At 62.9% G+C, this 19,154-nt stretch carries 17 protein-coding genes; 8 read left to right on the top strand and 9 right to left on the bottom strand.

Features of this window, described 5'->3' with window-relative positions; all coding sequences use genetic code 11:
* Nucleotides 1–61: 61 nt before the first annotated feature.
* The 5 genes from HMPREF9697_RS01235 to folE form a co-directional block, all read right to left on the bottom strand.
* Nucleotides 62–1,486: a DUF2336 domain-containing protein gene (locus HMPREF9697_RS01235; RefSeq protein ID WP_002715327.1), complete on the bottom strand. Its 1,425-nt coding sequence runs from the start codon at nucleotides 1,484–1,486 to the stop codon at nucleotides 62–64.
* 136 nt (nucleotides 1,487–1,622) lie between these two features.
* Nucleotides 1,623–2,558, bottom strand: coding sequence for a hypothetical protein (locus tag HMPREF9697_RS01230; protein ID WP_002715326.1), 936 nt, complete (start codon nucleotides 2,556–2,558; stop codon nucleotides 1,623–1,625).
* 115 nt (nucleotides 2,559–2,673) lie between these two features.
* Nucleotides 2,674–3,237, bottom strand: coding sequence for a sugar O-acetyltransferase (locus HMPREF9697_RS01225; RefSeq protein ID WP_002715325.1), 564 nt, complete (start codon nucleotides 3,235–3,237; stop codon nucleotides 2,674–2,676).
* Between the two features lie 39 nt (nucleotides 3,238–3,276).
* Nucleotides 3,277–3,708: a phosphoribosyl-AMP cyclohydrolase gene (gene hisI, locus HMPREF9697_RS01220; RefSeq protein ID WP_002715324.1), complete on the bottom strand. Its 432-nt coding sequence runs from the start codon at nucleotides 3,706–3,708 to the stop codon at nucleotides 3,277–3,279.
* Between the two features lie 47 nt (nucleotides 3,709–3,755).
* On the bottom strand, nucleotides 3,756–4,424 hold the full coding sequence (folE, locus tag HMPREF9697_RS01215; RefSeq protein WP_002715323.1) for a GTP cyclohydrolase I FolE: 669 nt from the start codon (nucleotides 4,422–4,424) through the stop codon (nucleotides 3,756–3,758).
* 267 nt (nucleotides 4,425–4,691) lie between these two features.
* On the opposite strand from folE, the gene HMPREF9697_RS01210 reads away from it, so the two are divergent.
* Nucleotides 4,692–5,168 carry an iron-sulfur cluster assembly scaffold protein gene (locus HMPREF9697_RS01210; RefSeq protein ID WP_002715322.1) on the top strand — a complete coding sequence of 159 codons (477 nt, stop codon included), beginning with the start codon at nucleotides 4,692–4,694 and terminating at the stop codon, nucleotides 5,166–5,168.
* A gap of 21 nt (nucleotides 5,169–5,189) precedes the next feature.
* Here HMPREF9697_RS01210 and HMPREF9697_RS01205 read toward each other — a convergent pair whose 3' ends face one another.
* Nucleotides 5,190–6,155: a COG3904 family protein gene (locus tag HMPREF9697_RS01205; RefSeq protein ID WP_002715321.1), complete on the bottom strand. Its 966-nt coding sequence runs from the start codon at nucleotides 6,153–6,155 to the stop codon at nucleotides 5,190–5,192.
* Nucleotides 6,156–6,377: 222 nt separating this feature from the next.
* On the opposite strand from HMPREF9697_RS01205, the gene yidD reads away from it, so the two are divergent.
* The 6 genes from yidD to HMPREF9697_RS01175 all read left to right on the top strand — a co-directional run bounded on the left by yidD (nucleotide 6,378) and on the right by HMPREF9697_RS01175 (nucleotide 13,596).
* Nucleotides 6,378–6,719, top strand: coding sequence for a membrane protein insertion efficiency factor YidD (gene yidD / locus HMPREF9697_RS01200; protein ID WP_040308069.1), 342 nt, complete (start codon nucleotides 6,378–6,380; stop codon nucleotides 6,717–6,719).
* A gap of 146 nt (nucleotides 6,720–6,865) precedes the next feature.
* The gene (locus HMPREF9697_RS01195; protein WP_002715319.1) at nucleotides 6,866–7,486 is read left to right on the top strand and encodes a (2Fe-2S)-binding protein; all 621 of its coding nucleotides are present in this window, start codon (nucleotides 6,866–6,868) and stop codon (nucleotides 7,484–7,486) included.
* Between the two features lie 11 nt (nucleotides 7,487–7,497).
* Nucleotides 7,498–8,499 (top strand): FAD binding domain-containing protein, encoded by a 1,002-nt coding sequence (locus tag HMPREF9697_RS01190; protein WP_002715318.1) that lies wholly within the window; start codon nucleotides 7,498–7,500, stop codon nucleotides 8,497–8,499.
* Between the two features lie 21 nt (nucleotides 8,500–8,520).
* Nucleotides 8,521–10,743, top strand: coding sequence for a xanthine dehydrogenase family protein molybdopterin-binding subunit (locus HMPREF9697_RS01185; RefSeq protein ID WP_002715317.1), 2,223 nt, complete (start codon nucleotides 8,521–8,523; stop codon nucleotides 10,741–10,743).
* 152 nt (nucleotides 10,744–10,895) lie between these two features.
* On the top strand, nucleotides 10,896–12,941 hold the full coding sequence (gene thrS, locus HMPREF9697_RS01180) for a threonine--tRNA ligase (protein WP_002715316.1): 2,046 nt from the start codon (nucleotides 10,896–10,898) through the stop codon (nucleotides 12,939–12,941).
* A 91-nt stretch (nucleotides 12,942–13,032) separates the two neighbouring features.
* Nucleotides 13,033–13,596 (top strand): nitroreductase family protein, encoded by a 564-nt coding sequence (locus tag HMPREF9697_RS01175; RefSeq protein ID WP_002715315.1) that lies wholly within the window; start codon nucleotides 13,033–13,035, stop codon nucleotides 13,594–13,596.
* A 3-nt stretch (nucleotides 13,597–13,599) separates the two neighbouring features.
* Here HMPREF9697_RS01175 and HMPREF9697_RS01170 read toward each other — a convergent pair whose 3' ends face one another.
* A complete protein-coding gene (locus HMPREF9697_RS01170; RefSeq protein ID WP_002715314.1) occupies nucleotides 13,600–16,104 on the bottom strand; it encodes a putative bifunctional diguanylate cyclase/phosphodiesterase in 2,505 nt (834 codons plus the stop codon).
* A 156-nt stretch (nucleotides 16,105–16,260) separates the two neighbouring features.
* Nucleotides 16,261–17,313, bottom strand: a complete 1,053-nt coding sequence (locus HMPREF9697_RS01165; RefSeq protein WP_002715313.1) for a hypothetical protein — start codon at nucleotides 17,311–17,313, stop codon at nucleotides 16,261–16,263.
* A 214-nt stretch (nucleotides 17,314–17,527) separates the two neighbouring features.
* Between HMPREF9697_RS01165 and HMPREF9697_RS01160 the strand changes: the two genes are divergently transcribed.
* Nucleotides 17,528–18,556 (top strand): patatin-like phospholipase family protein, encoded by a 1,029-nt coding sequence (locus tag HMPREF9697_RS01160; RefSeq protein ID WP_002715312.1) that lies wholly within the window; start codon nucleotides 17,528–17,530, stop codon nucleotides 18,554–18,556.
* A gap of 9 nt (nucleotides 18,557–18,565) precedes the next feature.
* Here the strand turns inward: HMPREF9697_RS01160 and HMPREF9697_RS01155 are convergent, their stop codons facing one another.
* Nucleotides 18,566–18,994 carry a CBS domain-containing protein gene (locus HMPREF9697_RS01155; RefSeq protein ID WP_002715311.1) on the bottom strand — a complete coding sequence of 143 codons (429 nt, stop codon included), beginning with the start codon at nucleotides 18,992–18,994 and terminating at the stop codon, nucleotides 18,566–18,568.
* Nucleotides 18,995–19,154 lie beyond the last annotated feature (160 nt).

Below are 19,154 nucleotides of genomic sequence, written 5' to 3'. Positions count from 1 at the left end.
TCTTACGAAACAAAAAAGGCGCCGCTCGATGGCAGCGCCTTTTCAAGTATGAAAGATGTCGTCAGGCCGCGATGCGCTCGCGGACGATAAGGGCGATCTCGGCGTCGAGGTTGTCGTTGCCGGGATATTCGTCGTTCACAGCGATGTAGTTTTCATCCAGCGGCGCATAGTCATCGAACTCGCTTTCGTAGCCGAATTCGCTCTCACCAGTGAAGCTCGGCGCGAGCGGCGGAGACTCCACGAAGACGATGTCGTCGTCGCTCTCCTCGTCCACAATCCCGGCACCATAGATATCTTCGCTCGCGACCGGCGAAGCATCCTCGATGATCTGGACGAAGCGCTGCGCGTCGACCTGCGTCGCGGTTTCGTCGCAGAACAGCCGCGCATCCTCGCGCGCCGCCTCGACAGAGAAGCGCCGCAGCAGCACCAGCAGCGGATCGTGGGTCGACACCACTTCGTTCTCGCATTGCATCAGCACGCGCTCGACCATGCGGCGCTGCAGCCGCGTCACGCCATTCTGCGTCTCGACAAATCCGGTTTCCAGGATCGCGGCAACCGCCGCGCGGAACGCCGGGACGGTTGACCGCGGGAAGCCAGCCTTGGTGAGCAGCGCATCGAGCCCTGCCCCGCGGCCGTAAGCCAGCGCGGTGACACGGCGTTGCGGCACGCCGGTCAGTTCAACCAGCGCCGCCTCAAACAGACTGGCGTTGCCCGACAACAAAGCACGCAGCACAAGGCTCGCATTGAGCTGGCCGCTTTCGCGCAGGTGATGGATCAGAGCGGAAAGCTCCTCGCCTTCCGACAGGTTTGCAATGTCGAGCAGCGAGCGCTCTGTCGCCTCCGCCGCGAGGCGGTTTGCGCGGTCGGGCGTGATCCAGTCGCGGGCTGCGGCAAAGCCGGCGAGCGTCGCCGAAACTTTTGTTGCGAGCGCGAGCCGCACGGAGGCCGGCAGGCTCTCCCGCTGCAGCAGCGCTTCCCGGATCACGGCGAGATCGCCGTGGCGCTCGACGATCCGCTCCAGCGAGAACGGCGCCAGCGTCACGTCCGGATTCTCGATCAGCTCGAGCACTGCCGTCGCATCACCGACCTCCGCGAGCGCGGCCGCCACCGAGACCGGCAGCCTCACCCGACGCGCCACGGCGCATTGCACCTGGGGACAGCCTGTGGCGACGAGATCGACCAGATCGGCGTCGAGCAGCAGCGGCGAGAATTCGAGAACGGGCAGTGCGATGTCCGGCTGGTCGGCAGCGAGCGCAGCGACGATGGCAGGCGGTGCGTCGGCGCTTGCCGCGAACACGTCCGACATCGCCTGCCGCACCAGCGGCGAGGGATCGTCGAGCAGCATCAGCAGCGCGCCTTCGGCGGTGATGCGATCGTCCTGCGATAAATCTGAAATGAGCCAGGCGCGGGCCAATGCCCGTGTCGCCCCGGCGCGCTCCCCGGCGGGAGCGGTACGAACCCAACTAATAAACTGCCGAACGATCATGGGTGTTCCGGCTTACGCAACTTTGCTGACTGCATCGGGAATACGACGCGACTGTCAGAAAGCGTAAACCATGACACTTAAGAAACAGTTCACCATAAACGGCTGCGGTCGTTGAGCTTTTGTTAACTCCCAACGCTCACCCGGCGAATGTGCCTTTCGGGTCGCTGAACAGATTGAATTGCGACTGATCGGGATTGGCCGCCGCAGCCGCCTCCGCATTAGCCTGCGAACCCGCACCCCATAACTGACGCACCGTCAATGACAACGGTTCGGCGCGATCGCCTGCCTGAAACAGCGAGTGGAATGTCGGCCCCATCTGCCGTGTTGCTGCGGATGCGCTGCTGCCCTGCGGAAAGCCCGACAGATACGCCATGTTGTCCATCGCGGGCGACGAGCCTCCAGCGGACGCGACCGCGAAGCGCGCCATCGGAGAATTGGCCGCGCGGGCGAAACGAGAATCGATATCCGAATAGACTTCCGAGACGCTGCGCGCACCGCCGTCGCGATTGTAGAAGATCGAACGGTTGGCTGCGGCCGCATTCGGAAACATTGCGGGCGCGGACGCGCTCGGATTGCTCTGCGCAGTGGAGATCAATCTCGCCGCGCCGCCCGCACCCATGAAGTGCGCCATGTAGAGCTCACCATCGGTCGGGCGCCGACCAAGTTCGCCGCTGAGCTTGAAACTGTTGGCCTGCGTCAGCGCGCCCGCCATCGCCGCATTGGCGGCCGGGTCGTCGCGCAGTTTGAGGATCTGGTCGCGTGTCGCGGGATCGCTGACGGAATACGTGCCGGACGGCGATTGCGAGATCGCATTCGCATAATTGCCGTAGCCGAACGCCGCGCCCGCCTGCTTCACGGTGCCGAGCCAGGTCTGTTCGATGAATTGATAGAGTCCCCGCGCCGACGAGGTCGACGCCTTGGCGTTCGGGTCGAGGTTCGATTCGATCTTGGCGGTGGAAATCAGGTAATCGAAGCTCGCGCCGGTCGCATCCGCGGCCTGCTTGATGGCGCCCGCGATTTTAGCGCGCGCAGAATCGATGACTGACGATGCAGTCGTACCGTCGATTGCCATGTGTCCCGCTCCCCGGCGACACGCTGTGATGACGCGCACGGCTCCCGACGCGCGCAGGGCCTTCTAGCCCATCTGCACCCTGGGCGATTATGGTTAATGGGAGGTTAACGAAGGATCAGGACCCGTCACCAATCAAACGAATGACCCGCGCCGGATTTCCGCCCACGAGGGTATTCGGAGGAACGTCCCTGGTGACCACAGCGCCCGCAGCGACGACCGAATTTTCGCCGACCGTCACCCCGCCGAGAATCGTTGCGCCAGCCGCGATCCAGACATTCCTCTCGATTACGATGCGCCTGCCGATGGTGACTGAACGGCGCTGCGACGGCTCAAGCGGATGACCGGCCGTGATGAGGCTTACATTCGGCCCGATCATCACGTCGTCCGCGATGTGGAGACCGCCGAGATCATAGAAAGTGCAGTTCTGATTGATGAAGACATTCTGCCCGACGCTGATCTCATCCCCGCCAACGGTATAGAACGGCGGGATCAGCAAGAAGCTCCTGTCGACGGTCTTACCGATGAGTTCGCTGAACAGAGCCCGGATCTCGTCTGCGTCGTCGAACGTCAAACGGTTCAGCGCGGCGGTGATCGCCGTCGCCCGTCTGACGTTGGCCACCATGGCCGCCGATTCCGGCGTTCTGCTGTGAATGATTTTGGTGCCGTCCCCGTTCGACACGCGGTATTCCCTCGCGAAGGCGCCGCCGCTTCCGGGCGTTTACTTATAGACCTTGTCCGGATCGAACGCCCTGTCGGCATCCACGAACACCAGCTTCGCGCTGCCGTTCTCGTTCGTCACCGCGCGGTAAAAGCATGAGTGCCGTCCGGTGTGGCAGGCGCCACTGCCGGATTGCTCGACGCGGATCCATACCGCGTCCTGATCGCAATCCGTGCGCATCTCGACGACACGCTGGACATGACCGGAGGTCTCGCCCTTGCGCCAGAGCTTTTTGCGCGAGCGGCTGTAGTACCAGGCATCGCCGGTCTCGATGGTCTTGCGCAGCGCCTCGTCGTTCATGTGAGCGACCATCAGCACGTCGCCGCTTCGCGCATCGGTCGCGACGCATGTCACGAGCCCGGACGCGTCAAAACGCGGGGCAAACGAAAGCCCCTCTTCAAGCTCTGTCTTGTCGCCTGATTGCGTCGTCACTTGCCGCCAACTTTGAAGGTTCGCGCGAAACGTGAAGCGCCTGACGTTCAGGCGCTAATGCCCCGCACCATATTCAGAAAACGCGCCTGCTCATCCGGATTGTCACGGAACATGCCGGTGAAGCGCGTGGTTACGGTCTTGGAGCCCGGCTTGGCGATGCCGCGCACCGACATGCAGGTGTGCTCGGCCTCGATCAGCACCGCGACACCACGCGGCTGCAGCACCTTGTCGATCGCCGCCGCGATCTGGGCGGTGAGATGCTCCTGCGTCTGCAGGCGGTGCGCAAAGGCATCGACGAGCCGCGCGAGCTTCGACAGCCCGACGACGCGGTCGATCGGCGTGTAGGCGATGTGCGCCTTGCCGTAGAACGGCATGACGTGATGTTCGCAATGCGAATGGAAGCCGATGTCGCGGACCAGTACGAAATCGTCGTAGCCCGCCGTCTCGCCGAAGGTACGGTTCAGCACTTCGGCCGGGCACTGATGGTAGCCCTGAAACAGCTCGTCATAAGCCTCGACCATGCGGCGCGGCGTGTCGAGCAGGCCCTCGCGCTGGGGGTTTTCACCGATATAGGCGAGCAGCGTCTTCACCGCCTGCTCGGCCTCCGTGCGTGACGGGCGCGACTGATCCGGACGGATTGCCGCTTCCTCGATCTCGGAAGCAGGGACTTCTGTCTTGTCGAGTTTGCCGCGCAGCGGCTTGATGACGGCATCCATACTTGGCTCTCCGTTCGACCGGCCCTTCAATGCCAAAGACGGGGCCGGAGTGTCACCGGGTCGCCACGAGGTCCTGAGGGCCGTCGGACGCCTTGCGTGAGGGTTTCAAATAGACGGCTTCCGGAGCCAAATCATGACTTTCCGGGGCGGCCGGCCAATTCGGCAGGTTTATTCCTGCGATCCAGCCACTATATAGGATACCAGGACCGTGAGCCAAGGGTTCCCGAGAGCCCGTTCGGGCGGCGGCGGTCCTCCGTGGGTACCTTCATGATAAGCGACATCTACAACAAGAAGATCATCGAGCTGGCCGGCAATATCCCTCGCCTTGGCCGCCTTCCCCATCCCGACGCCTCGGCCACGGCCCATTCCAAGCTGTGCGGCTCGACGGTGAAGATCGACCTCAACATGAAGGATGGCGTCGTCACCGATTTCGGCCATGACGTCAAAGCCTGCGCGCTCGGACAGGCCTCCTCCTCGATCATGGCGCGCCACATCGTCGGCTCGAACGCGGACGAACTGCGGCAGTTGCGCGAAACCGTGACGAAGATGCTGAAGGACAACGGCGCGCCGCCGGACGGCAAATGGGCCGACATCGCGGTGCTGGAGCCGGTGCGGGACTACAAAGCCCGCCATGCTTCGACGCTGCTGACGTTCGACGCCGTGGTCGATGCGATCAACCAGATCGAAGCGAAAGATAAAGAAAAGGCCTCAGACGCACTCAAGGCCGACGCGCCGGCCGAATAATCTCAAAAAACACCGTCCGCGTCATTCCGCGGGCGCAGCTCCGCCGGTCGGCGGCAGGGCTTCCGCGGTCTTGGTCGGTGCGACCGCCGCAGGTGCGGTTGCGACGCGATCCTGTATGGGCTTTGCCACCGTCGCCACAGGTACCGGCTCGGACTTCGGCGCATCTGCCACCACCGGCTCATCGGTCACGAGATTGCCGAGCTTCAACTCCGCGCGCGACAGTTCATGCAGCGGCTCCCACGGCGGCACGCTCAACGCCAGCGTCAGCAGATCGCCGGTGCCGCCCATGTCGAAGGTGTATTTCGCCAGCCGCCCGACATCGCGCTCGACGATCATCAGATCCTGGGCAGTATAGGTCGCGGTCTTCGCGTCGTTGGCGCGGTCCCCCATCCAGATTTGGTGAACGCGCACGTGCGCTTCCGGCGGCACGACACGGGCCTTGCCCGACAGCAGCAGGAACACGCACATCGATTCACAATAAGCATCCGGTTGAATCGCACGGACCCTGCCGTTCAATCCGTCCTTCTCGATCACCTGACCGACAGTGGTGAACATGCCCGCCTTGCGCCATACCCGGCCGAGCGCGAGTGCATCCAGCACCGAACCGCCGCTGGAATTCAACACCACGGTCGCCATCGACAGATCGCGACCGGTCGCGATCTTCTCGAACAAAGCGGGCGTATCGCTGGTGATGACGCCGACCGCCTCGATCCAGTCACGGCAATCCGGAGCGCACCGATCCTTTGGCGCGGCGTGCCAGACAAACGTCATCGGCTGACGGCGCGGTTCGATCACCTCAGGCGCATGGGTCGCGTCTGCTGCATGATCGGTCTTTGAAGGCTGCGACTTGGAAGGCTGCGACGGTTGAGCCGCACCGGACGCTTGCGCGGTTTCCTGACGCGCAGCCACGCCAGCAAGCGCAAGGAAGAGAACTGCGGCGCCGATCCGCGCCCAGCCACGACAATCAGACGACCCCAAGAGAGCCAACTTCCAGTCCTTCCCCGCCCGTCCGAGGCATCGGCATTGTTGCCGGCATGCGTGACGAATCCTGTCACACGCGCGTTATGAAAAACGTAGCCTGCGCCGACTCCCACCGTCTATGAGACATTTGCTGCGTTGCGTTCAAACCCGCGCGATGCTGTGAAAGTGTGGCGGAAAAACCAGTATAGTTCCTGGAACCGGAACTAACCGATGGCGCAGACCAGACTCATGTCTCTCAAACTTTACTGCAACTGCCGCGCCTGCGAAGCCGCGAAGCGTGCGCCTCGCAACGCAGGCCGCGGACTGATCTGGTTGTATCGCTCCACGCTCTCGCCGCTGATCGGATTCAACTGCCGGCATGTTCCAACCTGCTCTGCCTACGGCGATGAAGCCATCAGCCGCTTCGGATTATGGGCGGGCGGATGGATGACGCTGGCGCGGCTGTTGCGCTGTCAGCCGTGGGGCACGTCGGGTCTCGATTTCGTACCCAAACAAAAGCCTGAGACCGCACGCTGGTACCTGCCATGGCGTTACGGCCGCTGGCGCGGCGTCAACGACGGTGCCGAGTGACCTTCGGTCCCCACACATTATTGTGTGCCGCACTTTGAAAGCAGCATTCGGTCACACACGGAACCAAGAACGGTTCTAATATTTGTCCCCGACGCCACCGCCCGCGAGGCAACGGCTCAGCACACCATTTCAGCATCGAGGGATGCATGAGTGACCGTGACCCATCCGAACCGGGCAAGCCAGGCCTGGATCGCAGGACCGTCCTGCAGACCATCGGTGCCGCCGGCATCGCAACTGCCACCAACTGGCCAACACCAAGCAAGGCTGACATGACACCGACGAAGACAACCGTCTCGCCGGGTTATGCTGTTGAGACGAAGCTTGTCATCAACGGCAAACCCTATTCGGCCACGATCGACCCGCGCACCACGCTGCTCGATTTCCTGCGCGAGTACGTTCACCTCACCGGCACCAAGAAAGGCTGCGACCACGGCCAGTGCGGCGCGTGCACAGTGCATGTCGATGGCCGCCGCGTGAATTCCTGCCTGACATTCGCCGGCGCGCTCGACGGCCGCGAAGTCACCACCATCGAAGGCCTGGGCGAACCCGGCAACCTGCACCCGATGCAGGCGGCCTTCGTCGACCATGACGGCTACCAGTGCGGCTACTGCACGTCAGGTCAGATCATGTCCGCCGTAGCACTCATGAAGGAACCATGCGGTCCGTCCGACGCCGACGTGCGCGAATTGATGAGCGGCAACATCTGCCGTTGCGGCGCGTACCAGAACATCGTCGCCGCGATCCAGCAGGTCCGGCAAGGCACGTAAGGAGACGGCAGATGCATATGTTCCAACTGCGCCGTGCCGACGACGTGGACGCCGCGATCAAGGCCGCCTCCGGTGCGCACACCGCCCAGCAGGGCGCCGATATCCGCTTTCTGGCGGGCGGCACGACGCTCATCGATCTGATGAAGCTGAACGTCGAAACGCCGCAGCACGTCATCGACATCAATCATCTGCCGCTGGACAAGATCGAAGCGGTCGATGGCGGATTGAAGATCGGCGCGACGGTCCGCAACGCGGATCTCGCACATGACGAGCGCGTGCTGCGCGACTACCCGGTACTGTCGCAGGCCCTGCTCTCCGGCGCTTCGGCGCAGTTGCGCAACATGGCGACGACCGCCGGCAATCTCCTGCAACGCACGCGCTGCGTCTATTTCCGCGACGAGCACATGGCCTGCAACAAGCGTAGCCCCGGCTCGGGCTGTGCTGCGATCAACGGCTTCAATCGCACGCTCGCGATTCTCGGCACCAGCGACCAGTGCATCGCCAGCAATCCATCCGACATGAATGTCGCGCTAATGGCGCTCGACGCTACCATCCATATTCGCGGACCGCAGGGCGAACGTAATGTTCCGATTTCGGAGTTCTTCCTGCTGCCGGGCAACACGCCCGACAAGGAAACGGTGATGCAGCCCGGCGATCTCATCACGCATGTGATGCTGCCTGCACCGCCAAAAGGATCGCGCTCGCTGTACCTGAAGCTGCGCGACCGCGCGTCCTACGAATTCGCGCTCGCCTCAGCCGCTGTTGTGATGACAGTGACGGATGGCAAGATCGAGAAGGCGCAGTTCGCGATGGGCGGCGTCGGCACACGGCCGTGGCGCAACGCGGATGCGGAGAAGCAACTCGTGGGACAGGCCGCGAGCAAGGACACATTCCGCGCCGCCGCCGATGCGTTCCTGAAAGACGCGAAACCACAAAGCCAGAACGGCTTCAAGGTCGAACTGGCGAAGCGATGCCTCGTTCACACCCTCGACGCCGCCGCGCGGCTGGCCTGATTGAGACAGCGAGATTTGACCATGAATTACGTGGACCCCGGCAAGGTGATCGGCTCCCCACTCAATCGCGTGGACGGACCGAAGAAAGTCACCGGCACAGCCATCTATACATCCGACCATCATTTCGACGGCATGCTCTATGCCGTCCCCGTCCGCGCCACCATCGCCAGCGGCACGATCAAGAACCTCGACACCTCGGTTGCCGAGAAGATGCCCGGCGTGCACCTCGTGCTGCACTCGGGAAATATCGGCAAGCTCAACCACCTCCCCGACAGGAGACTCCTGATCGACGAGAAACGGCCGCCGCTTGCCGACGATGAAGTGCGCTATTACGGCCAGTACGTCGCCGCCGTCATCGCCGACACGTTCGAACAGGCCACCGCCGCCGCCGATGCTGTGAAGGTCGCTTACGACGCAAAACCCTTCAATGTGAAGGATGAGCTCGAGCCGTCGAAATGGTCCACGGAGAGCAAACGCGGCGACGTCGACAAGGCGTTCACCGAGGCACCCGTCAAGGTCGATGAGATTTACATCACGCCAACCGAGACCCATTCCGTCATCGAGCTGCATGCTTCGGTCGTGACTTATGAAAACGGCGTGTTCACGCTGTATGAGCCGAGTCAGGCGGTCGTGAACCACCGGCAGGTCGCAGCCGCGGTGCTGGGCGAACCGGCAGACAACATTCGCGTCGTTGCGCGCTTCATCGGCTCAGGCTTCGGCAGCAAGCTCTGGCCGTGGCCGCACAGTTTCATCGCCGCCGTGGCGGCAAGGAAGCTCAAGCGGCCGGTCAAACTCGTCCTGACACGCAAGATGAACTTCGAATCCACCGGACACAGGCCGATCACGCAGCAGCATATCAAGCTCGGCGCAACGACGGACGGCAAGCTCGTCTCGCTGAGCCATGAATATGTCAACCACACTTCGCTGCTGGACGACTACACGGAGAACTGCGGCGAGGCGACGCCCTTTCTTTATTCAACGCCCAACCTGCTCGTCCGCGCATCCACCACGCGACGCAATGTCGGCACGCCGACCTCAATGCGCGGCCCCGGCGCGATACCGGGATTGTTCGCGCTCGAATCCGCCGTGGACGAACTGGTGATCAAGCTGAAGATCGATCCAGTCCAATTCCGCATCATGAACGAGCCGAAGGTGGATGAAAGCACCGGCCTGCCCTTCTCCTCGCGCCACATGGTCGAGTGCCTGCAGACCGGCGCGGAGAAATTCGGCTGGAGCAAACGCACGCCGGGCATCGGCTCGATGACACGAGATGGAAAAATTATCGGCTGGGGCGTTGCGGGCTGCTCGTGGCTTGCGCTGCGCATGCCGACCGAAGCCGCCGTCGAATTGAAGTCGGACGGCACCGTGCGCGTCACCTGCGCGACGCAGGACATCGGCACCGGCACGTACACCGTGGCGGCGCAGGTCGTCAGTTCCGAGACCGGCGTGCCCACGGACAAGATCGAAGTCGTGCTGGGCGATACCGATTTGCCGCCCGGCCCGTTCTCCGGCGGCTCCGCCGCGACGGCCTCCGTCATTCCGGCTCTGCTGCAGGCCGTGCGGGAGGCGCAGCAAACCGTCATCGACCTCGCGGTGAAGACGCCCAACTCCCCACTCGCCAGCCACAAGCCGCACGATCTCGTCTTCAAGGATGGCAAGATCGTCGTTGCCAACGCCACGGTGGGATCGGCGGACGGCGGCGGGCTGCCGTTCAATCGCGTGCTGGAGATGGCCAGCAAGACGTCGGTGAAGGGCAAAGGCAAGAGCGAGGGCGGCTTCAACGATCCACTGAAGAAGAAATATTCCCTGCACTCCTTCGGCGTGCAGTTCGCCGAGGTCAGCTGGCAGCCCGAGATCGCGCGACTGCGCGTGGAGCGTGTCGTCACCGTGATCGACGGCGGGCGCGTCATCAACATGAAGACAGCCTCCAACCAGATCGAAGGCGCGGTCATCATGGGCGTCGGCATGGCGCTGTTCGAACACACCCACTACGACCCGCAGAACGGCGCCGCGATCAACAGCAATTTCGCCGATTACGTCATGACCACACATGCCGACGCGCCGCGGATCGACGTGTCGTTCGTCGAACATCCCGACACGATTTTCAACGAACTCGGCGCCCGCGGTCTCGGCGAGATCGGTCTCGCCGGCATCGCGGCGGCGATCACTAACGCCGTCCATCACGCCACCGGCGTGCGGGTGCGCAAATTGCCGGTAATGATCGAGGACCTGTTGACGGCATAGTTGCCTTATCGTCCACGCAAAGGCGCGGCCATGCCATTTTAAAGGCCGGGCCGTGGGGGTTTTGAACCTTTGCCCGGGGCCGATTCCACTGCTATATCCCTCTCCATCGCTTACCTGCGCTCGTTCGCAGGAGTGAGCAACAGGAGAGATTTATGTCTGACAAAGAAGCGCCCGCGTCCGGATTCCAGTTCGGCCTCGCCAACCTCAAAGCCGTCGAAAATCCCAACATGATTGCCGTTACCTTCCCCGACGGCGCCAAGCGCGAATTCCCCAAGGGCATCACCGGCCTCGACATCGCCAAGGGCATCTCGCCCTCGCTCGCCAAGCGCACCGTGGCGATGGCGCTCGATGGTGTGGTGTCTGACCTCACCGACGGAATCGAGCACGACGCCAAGATCGAATTCATCAACCGCGACGACCCGCGCGCGCTGGAACTGATCCGGCACGACGCCGCGCATGTGCTCGCGGAAGCCGTGCAGACGCTGTGGCCCGGCACGCAGGTCACCATCGGCCCGGTGATCGACAACGGTTTCTATTACGACTTCTTCCGCAACGAGCCGTTCACGCCGGACGATTTCACCGCCATCGAAAAGAAGATGCGCGAGATCATCGCCAAGGACGCGCCCTTCACCAAGGAAGTGTGGACGCGCGACGACACCAAGAAGGTGTTCGCCGACAAGGGCGAGAGCTTCAAGGTCGAACTCGTCGACGCCATCCCGGAAGACCAGTCGATCAAGATCTACAAGCAGGGCGAATGGTTCGACCTCTGCCGCGGCCCGCACATGACCTCGACCGGCAAGGTCGGCAACGCCTTCAAGCTGATGAAGGTTGCGGGTGCCTATTGGCGCGGCGATTCCAACAACCCGATGCTGACGCGCATCTACGGCACGGCATTCGCGAGCCAGCAGGATCTCGACGCCTATCTCAAGCAACTTGAGGAGGCCGAGAAGCGCGACCACCGCCGCCTCGGGCGCGAGATGGACCTCTTCCACTTCCAGGAGGAAGGTCCCGGAGTCGTGTTCTGGCACGCCAAGGGCTGGACGCTGTTTCAGGCGATCATCGCCTATATGCGCCGCCGCCTCTCGGGTGACTACGACGAGGTCAACGCGCCGCAGATGCTCGACAAGTCACTGTGGGAGACCTCCGGCCACTGGGAGTGGTATCGCGAGAACATGTTCGCGGCACAGTCCGCCGGTGACGAAGCCGAGGACAAGCGCTGGTTCGCGATCAAGCCGATGAACTGCCCCGGCCACGTGCTGATCTTCAAGCACGGGCTCAAGAGCTATCGCGAACTGCCGATCCGCCTCGCCGAATTCGGCATCGTGCATCGCTACGAGCCATCGGGCGCGATGCACGGGCTGATGCGCGTGCGCGGCTTCACGCAGGACGATGCGCACATCTTCTGCACGGAGCAGCAACTCGCGGACGAGTGCCTCAAGATCAATGACCTGATCCTGTCGACCTATGCCGATTTCGGATTCGAAGGCGAACTCACGGTGAAGCTCTCGACCCGCCCCGACAAGCGCGTCGGCACCGATGCCGCATGGGATCACGCCGAAAGCGTGATGACGGAAGTGCTCGCGCAGATCGAGGCGAAGTCCGGCAACCGCATCAAGACCTCGATCAATCCGGGCGAAGGCGCGTTCTACGGCCCGAAGTTCGAATACGTGCTGCGCGACGCCATCGGCCGCGAATGGCAGTGCGGCACCACGCAGGTTGACTTCAACCTGCCGGAGCGGTTCGGCGCGTTCTACATCGACGAGCATTCCAACAAGGTCGCACCGGTGATGGTGCATCGTGCGATCTGTGGATCGCTGGAGCGTTTCACCGGCATCCTGATCGAGCACTTTGCGGGTCACTTCCCGCTCTGGCTCGCGCCAGTGCAGGCTGTCATCACCACCATCACGTCGGACGGTGACGATTATGCCCGCGAGGTGTTCGAGGCGTGTCGCGCTGCAGGGTTGCGTGTCGAGATCGATCTTCGCAACGAGAAGATCAACTACAAGGTCCGCGAGCACTCGCTGGCGAAGGTTCCAGCCCTGCTGGTCGTCGGCAAGAAGGAAGCCGAGACACGCGCCGTCTCGATCCGCCGCCTCGGCAAGGAAGGCCAGACGGTGCTGCCGCTCGATGAAGCATTGCAGGCGCTGACCCTTGAGGCCATGCCGCCGGACGTCAAGCGCGCGAAGGGCCTCGCTTAAAGACGATCTAAACTTCAGCCGATGCCCGCCCTTGTGCCGGGCATCGGCGTCTTCCTATCTGTTGGTCACAAGACAGACCTGAAAGACAAATATGACCGACGCACTTGAACTTCTGAAAACCCGCCGCTCGCTCAAGCCGATGGAGATGACCGGCCCCGGCCCCAGCGCGGCCGAGCTCGACACCATCCTCACCATTGGCTCCCGAGTGCCCGACCACGGCAAGCTGTCGCCGTGGCGCTTCATCGTATTCGAAGGCGACGGCCGCACGCGCGCCGGAGAGATTTTCGCAAAACTGTTCGCGCAGAAGAATCCGCAGGCAACGCCCGATCAGATCGAAAAAGAGCGCACGCGGTTCTCACAGGCTCCGCTCGTCGTCGCGGTGGTGAGCAAGACTGTCGAACACTTCAAGGTACCCGCGTGGGAGCAGGAATTGTCGGCGGGCGCGAGCGCGATGAACATCATCCATGCCGCGACCGCGCTCGGCTATGTCTGCGACTGGGTGACGGGCTGGCTCGCGTTCGACCGCGATGTAATGGACGCACTCGGCCTTGCCCCGAACGAAAAGATTGCGGGCTTCATCCACATCGGCAAGCCGACGCGCACCATCGAAGACCGCCCTCGCCCACCACTCGGCGAGATCGTGACGCGGTTCTAGCCCTTAGGCAGCCGCGATGGCGGCTGCGGCCGGCGCTGCAGCCTTTGATTGCCCCTGCCCGAACCTGTCGAGCAGCCCCGCAATATCGCAGCCCGGCCTGGCGGCGCTGAACAGGAAACCCTGCACCTCGGTGCAGCCCATCGCGCGCAGGCGGTCGAGTTGATCCTCGGTCTCGACGCCTTCGGCCGTCGTCGAGATGTTCAGGCTCTGACCGAGACCCGAAATCGCCTTCACGATCGCCACGCAATCCTGTCGCTCGGCGAGATCACGCACGAATGAGCGGTCGATCTTGATCTTGTCGAACGGGAAGCTGCGCAGATAGCTCAAGCTGGAATAGCCCGTGCCGAAATCGTCCATCGAGATACGCACGCCGAGGCTGCGAAGCTGATGCAGCGTCGCGAGGTTCGCCTCGGTTTCCGCGAGGAACAGCGATTCCGTGATTTCAAGCTCTAACCGCGTCGGCGCAAGGCCCGAATGCGCCAGCGCCGCGATCACGGTCTGGACCAGATTGCGGCTCCTGAACTGGATCGGCGAAAGATTGACCGCGACTTTGATGTCTGCAGGCCATTTCGCCGCCTCGCTGCAGGCCTCGCGCAGCACCCATTCGCCGAGCGTGACAATCAGGCCGATATCTTCCGCCACCGGAATGAACTCCGCCGGCGAAATCATGCCACGCTCCGGATGGCGCCAGCGAATGAGCGACTCGAAGGCGACGATGCGGTTGGCAGCGACGTCGACCAGCGGCTGATAATGCAGCTCGAACTCACCATTGGGCAGCGCGTGACGCAGATCGAATTCGAGCGCGCGGCGGGTCTGTGCCTGACGGTCCATCTCTTTCTCGAAGAAGCAATGGGCGCCGCCGCCCTCCGATTTGGCGCGGTACAGCGCCATATCCGCATTGCGCAGCAGGTCATCGCCGGTCGCACCATCGCCCGGCGACATCGCAATGCCGACGCTCGCACCGATCACAAGCTCGAGCCCGTCCACGACGTAAGGCGCGCTCACGCGGGCGATCAGCGTCGCCGAAAGATCGTTGAGTTCGCGCGGCGTCGGGTTGCGTTTCACGATCATCGCGAATTCATCACCGCCGAGGCGCGCCCCCAGCGCCTCCGCCGGCATGACGTCGTGCAACCGCTCGGCCACCATCTTCAGCAGACGATCGCCGACCGGATGCCCGAACGAGTCGTTGACGCTCTTGAACAGGTCGAGGTCGATGCAGAGCACGCCGATGCGCTCCTCGCCGCTGCCGTTCCGCTCCAGCGCCTGATCGAGATGCTCGCGGAATTTCACGCGGTTCGGCAAGCCGGTGAGATTGTCGTGATGCGCCATATAGGCGATGCGCGCCTCCGCCTTGCGCCGCTCGGTGATGTCCACCGCCGTCACCAGGAAGCCATCCTTGCTCTCGAACGGCACACGACGGCCGAAAGTCAGAACCTCGATCTCCGAGCCGTCCGCCTTCACATGCCGCCAGTTATGGGCCGACTGATAGACGTCGCCAACCTCGTCCAGCGCACGGGCGTGTTTCTGACGCTCGTCTTCCGGCCAGATGTCGATGAGATTCATCGACAGGAAGCTAGCGCGGTCATAGCCGTAATGGTTGATTGCCGCGTCGTTGACGCCGAGGAAATTCTTGGTTTGCGCGTCGAACACCCACATCGGCATCGGATTGGCGTCGAACAGCAGGCGGAACGATTTTTCGCGGCGCTTCAATTCGGTGATGTCGGTCAGGATCACCGACAACATGTCGCCGACCGGCGCGACATTCAATTTCAGGGTGAAGCCGTCGCCTTCGACTTCGATCTGGACGCTGACCGCATTGCGGGTCGCCTCGACGAGTTGAGCCAGCACATCGGCGGACGACAACAGATGCGTTCCCGCGCTGAGACGCAGCCAGCGCAATTCGTCGGACGGCAACCGCAACAGCCGCGCCGCGCCCTGATTGAGATGCACGATCTGAAAATCGACCGGATCGCCTCCAGCATCGCGAATGGCCGCGAGCGACAGCACGCCGTCATCGGTCGCGCAGAACACAGCGTCGAGCAGATCGTAATCGAGACCGTGGGCATGAACATAGATGCTGGTGAGCACGTCGCCCCAGCGGGATGCCATCGGCAGCGCGAGAACGTCATAAACCTGCACCTTGCCGTGCCGCACGCAATGGGCCGCGGCCAGATATGGCTTCTGGTTGTGCTGCGCCGACGCGCAGGCCTCCGCGACCGCCAAAGCACAGTCGGGCGGCAGCATGGCGAGCGACGTATGCTGGATCTCGTTTTCGAGCCACGCCTCGACTTCACGCCCGGCGCGCAAGATCTCGATATTGCCGCCCTGCCCCTTGAGCAGCGCCATGTGATCGGCAATGCGGCCGAGACTTCCCAGCGTCACGTCCTCGAACGGAGGCAGCGTGCATCCCGGTTTCAGCGCGGCACGCCATTTTCGCCTCAGCACCGAGAGATCGCTGAACAGATCGGACCCGATAACACTTTCGCTCGAAACACTGGTGGCACTCACAACGCATCCTCGCGCACTGACGCAACTTCTTCACGCGCGCGCATCCAATGCGGTGCTGCTTAAGGCGGCGTAAACCAGCCGCATTCACATGTACCGATCGCCATGAAACTGATTTGATGGTTAGTCTGAATTAGAGACTATGACAATTTGTCATAATCAGCGCGTCATCACTTCGACTTCGCCGTCGACGCCGTTCTTCACTTCGAAGTCGCGCTCGAACACCTTGCCTTCGTTCCTGGCGATGGCCTTGTATTCGCCTTCGGCCAACATCACGCGCGGAAACGCGCCGATCGATTCTTTGATGACGTCGCCCGCCGGCGTCAGCACCGACCATGCGGTGTTGGCGAGTGCCTCACCGCCCTTCTCGCCGACGAGCTTGAGCGTGATGACGGCGGCGCGATGCGTGACCACCACATCGGTGAGCTTCGCGGCCTGCACGCGAATATCGGAGCGGACGATCGAGTTGGCGTCGCCATAGGTCGAGACGAGATAGTAGATGCCGGCCGGCAGCATCAACACGTCGCCCGCCGCGACGTTCTGTGCGATCGGCGAGCGGTCGCCGGTGCCGATCTCGAACTGACTGCCCTTGTAGATCGAGAATACGATCTGCCCCTGCGGAATCTTCGAGGAGCCGACGCGACCCTCGATCCGCAAACCGCCGGCTGCGAGATCGAATGTTTCGCGTGTGGTCTCCTCCTGCCTCACCGTTACCGACCGCACGTCGCTGACGAGGCCGAGGCTGACATGGACCACATAGCCGCCGGGTAGCAATGGGACCGTCGGCGCCGAGGCGCGCTCTTCGCGGATGAGCTGCATCGCGCCGTTCGGGCCGGGCTTGTCGGAATAGATTCGCCAAACCAGCCCACCGTTGACTGCGGGCAGGTCCTTTCCGAAACGCGCGACGAGGCTGAGCGTACCTTGCGGAGACGCCTGAACGGCAGGCAACTGCGGCGCCAGCGGCGGTTGCGTCAGTTGGGCCGGCAAATCCGGAGGAACAGGCAAACCGCCGGATGGCGGCGCGAGGCTGATCGCGGGTCCCGAGTCGCTCTGCGGGATGCTCCCAGGCGGAACCGGCGCGGGCTGGTCGCCCGGAAACTGCGCAAAAACAGGCCCGGCGAACATCAGGCAGGACAGCACGACAGGCACACAGGCGCGCGCAAAGCGCGCCATGCGCCTTGGGACAAGACTGCCATGCCGGAATGTCGTCATGGGCTAGCTTTTTCCCTGAAAAGGCGGCGAATTCAAGCCTGTTGACCTCCCCAAAAGACGAACGGAAACGGGCTTGGGGATAGAACATATCTGGATAAAACGTCCCGCTTCAGTCACATTCCGACAATAACCACCGCTTGTTCGCCATCCGGCCTGTCCGCGGGCGGCAAAACCGCGCCAAAGGCCGTCGGCCAACCATCGGGAGGCCCTCGCATTGCTCGAAGTCTTCAAAGGGATCGGTCAAGTCATCGGGTCCGACACCAAGGGCACGACGGACGCGGCGCCCACTCCGCGGCGCCCGAAAATCGGTCTTGCCCTCGGTGGCGGCGCGGCGCGCGGTTTCGCCCATATCGGCATCCTGCGCACCTTGGTCGCCAACGGCATTGTCCCGGACATTATCGTCGGCACCTCAATCGGCGCGGTGGTGGGCGGCTCCTACGCGGCGGGCCATCTCGATACGTTCGAGGCATGGGCACGGCATCTCGGGCCGCGCAGCGTGTTCGGCTATCTCGACATTCGCCTCAACGGCTCCGGCCTGATCGGCGGCGACAAGCTCGCCGCACAACTCGACGCCACGTTCGGCAAGATCACCATCGAGGAATTGCCGCTGAAATACACCGCCGTCGCCACGGAAGTGAAAACCGGCCACGAGATCTGGCTCACCCACGGCCGGCTGGTCGATGCGATGCGCGCCTCCTACGCGCTGCCCGGCATTTTCGCCTCCGTGCTGATCGGCGACCGCTGGCTGGTGGACGGTGCGCTGGTCAATCCGGTGCCGGTATCGGCGGCGCGTGCGATGGGCGCTGAGATTGTGATTGCCTGCAACGTCTCCACCGACATCACCGGTCATGGCACCATCGTCTCGCACGGCACGCCGGAAGACATCGTGGTGCCCACGCTGGCCCCGGAGAAAAAGCGATTCGGGTTCTTCTCCGCCGAGAAGACCATGAAGCGGGAATTCTTCGGCGAGCCCGGCCGTCCCGGCATTTCCACCGTGATGGTGGATGCCTTCAACATCATGCAGGACCGCATCACCCGCGCCCGCCTCGCGGGAGATCCACCGGACGTGCTGATCTCTCCGCGCGTCGGACGGGTCGGATGGTTCGATTTCCATCGCGCGGAAGAATGTATCGCACACGGCGAACGCGCGGCCGAGCGTGCTGTCGAATCGATTCAGGAAGCGATCAACATGCTTACGCCGAACACGAGCCAGCCGCCCGGCACCTCGCAGCTCACGCCGTGACGCGAAACCTCAAGCTGTCTTGATATAGTCGCGCAGCGCTTCCTGCTCGCGCTCATATTCCTTGACGCGCCACTTCACGATATCGCCGATCGAGATCAGGCCGACGACGCGATCGTTCTCCACCACCGGCAGATGGCGGAACTTGCCGTTCGTCATTTTCTCCATGATCAAGGCGGCGGTGTCGGCACGGCGGCAGGTCACGACCTTACGCGTCATCACTTCGCTGACGGGCGCATCCAGAACGCTCGCGCCACGCTGGCCGAGCACGCGCACCACGTCGCGTTCCGAGAGGATGCCATCGATGTGGTGACCGTTCATCACCAGCACCGCGCCGATGTGACGCTCGGTTAACATCCGGATGGCGTCGGACATCTTCGCATCCGCCTGGATGCTGATGACCTCGAACCCCTTGGTGCCGAGAATTGCCTGAACCGTCATTGCCAGCGCCTCCCATAGTGTGATGCAGATCGCATTCTGAACCGTGCGATCTGTCCAGCCGGGAACAACTCACTCAGCCGCGATTTGGTTGCATCACCGGCGAAGCGAGTCCGGCATAGACACCCGAATGATGGATCAACGCGGGAGGGGCTGCAAGGAA

The organism is Afipia felis ATCC 53690 (assembly GCF_000314735.2).
GTDB classification, from domain to species: Bacteria; Pseudomonadota; Alphaproteobacteria; order Rhizobiales; family Xanthobacteraceae; genus Afipia; species Afipia felis.
The sequence above is the reverse complement of the archived record's forward strand: the minus strand, read 5'-3'. Positions and strand labels throughout refer to the sequence as shown.

What these genes read in the sequence shown, in the direction of transcription:
- HMPREF9697_RS01235 (WP_002715327.1), bottom strand. Translation starts at nt 1,486, where the DNA reads ATGATCGTTCGGCAGTTTATTAGTTGGGTTCGTACCGCTCCCGCCGGG.
- HMPREF9697_RS01230 (WP_002715326.1), bottom strand. Translation starts at nt 2,558, where the DNA reads ATGGCAATCGACGGTACGACTGCATCGTCAGTCATCGATTCTGCGCGC.
- folE (WP_002715323.1), bottom strand. Translation starts at nt 4,424, where the DNA reads ATGGATGCCGTCATCAAGCCGCTGCGCGGCAAACTCGACAAGACAGAA.
- HMPREF9697_RS01210 (WP_002715322.1), top strand. Translation starts at nt 4,692, where the DNA reads ATGATAAGCGACATCTACAACAAGAAGATCATCGAGCTGGCCGGCAAT.
- yidD (WP_040308069.1), top strand. Translation starts at nt 6,378, where the DNA reads ATGTCTCTCAAACTTTACTGCAACTGCCGCGCCTGCGAAGCCGCGAAG.
- HMPREF9697_RS01195 (WP_002715319.1), top strand. Translation starts at nt 6,866, where the DNA reads ATGAGTGACCGTGACCCATCCGAACCGGGCAAGCCAGGCCTGGATCGC.
- HMPREF9697_RS01190 (WP_002715318.1), top strand. Translation starts at nt 7,498, where the DNA reads ATGCATATGTTCCAACTGCGCCGTGCCGACGACGTGGACGCCGCGATC.
- HMPREF9697_RS01185 (WP_002715317.1), top strand. Translation starts at nt 8,521, where the DNA reads ATGAATTACGTGGACCCCGGCAAGGTGATCGGCTCCCCACTCAATCGC.
- thrS (WP_002715316.1), top strand. Translation starts at nt 10,896, where the DNA reads ATGTCTGACAAAGAAGCGCCCGCGTCCGGATTCCAGTTCGGCCTCGCC.
- HMPREF9697_RS01175 (WP_002715315.1), top strand. Translation starts at nt 13,033, where the DNA reads ATGACCGACGCACTTGAACTTCTGAAAACCCGCCGCTCGCTCAAGCCG.
- HMPREF9697_RS01165 (WP_002715313.1), bottom strand. Translation starts at nt 17,313, where the DNA reads ATGACGACATTCCGGCATGGCAGTCTTGTCCCAAGGCGCATGGCGCGC.
- HMPREF9697_RS01155 (WP_002715311.1), bottom strand. Translation starts at nt 18,994, where the DNA reads ATGACGGTTCAGGCAATTCTCGGCACCAAGGGGTTCGAGGTCATCAGC.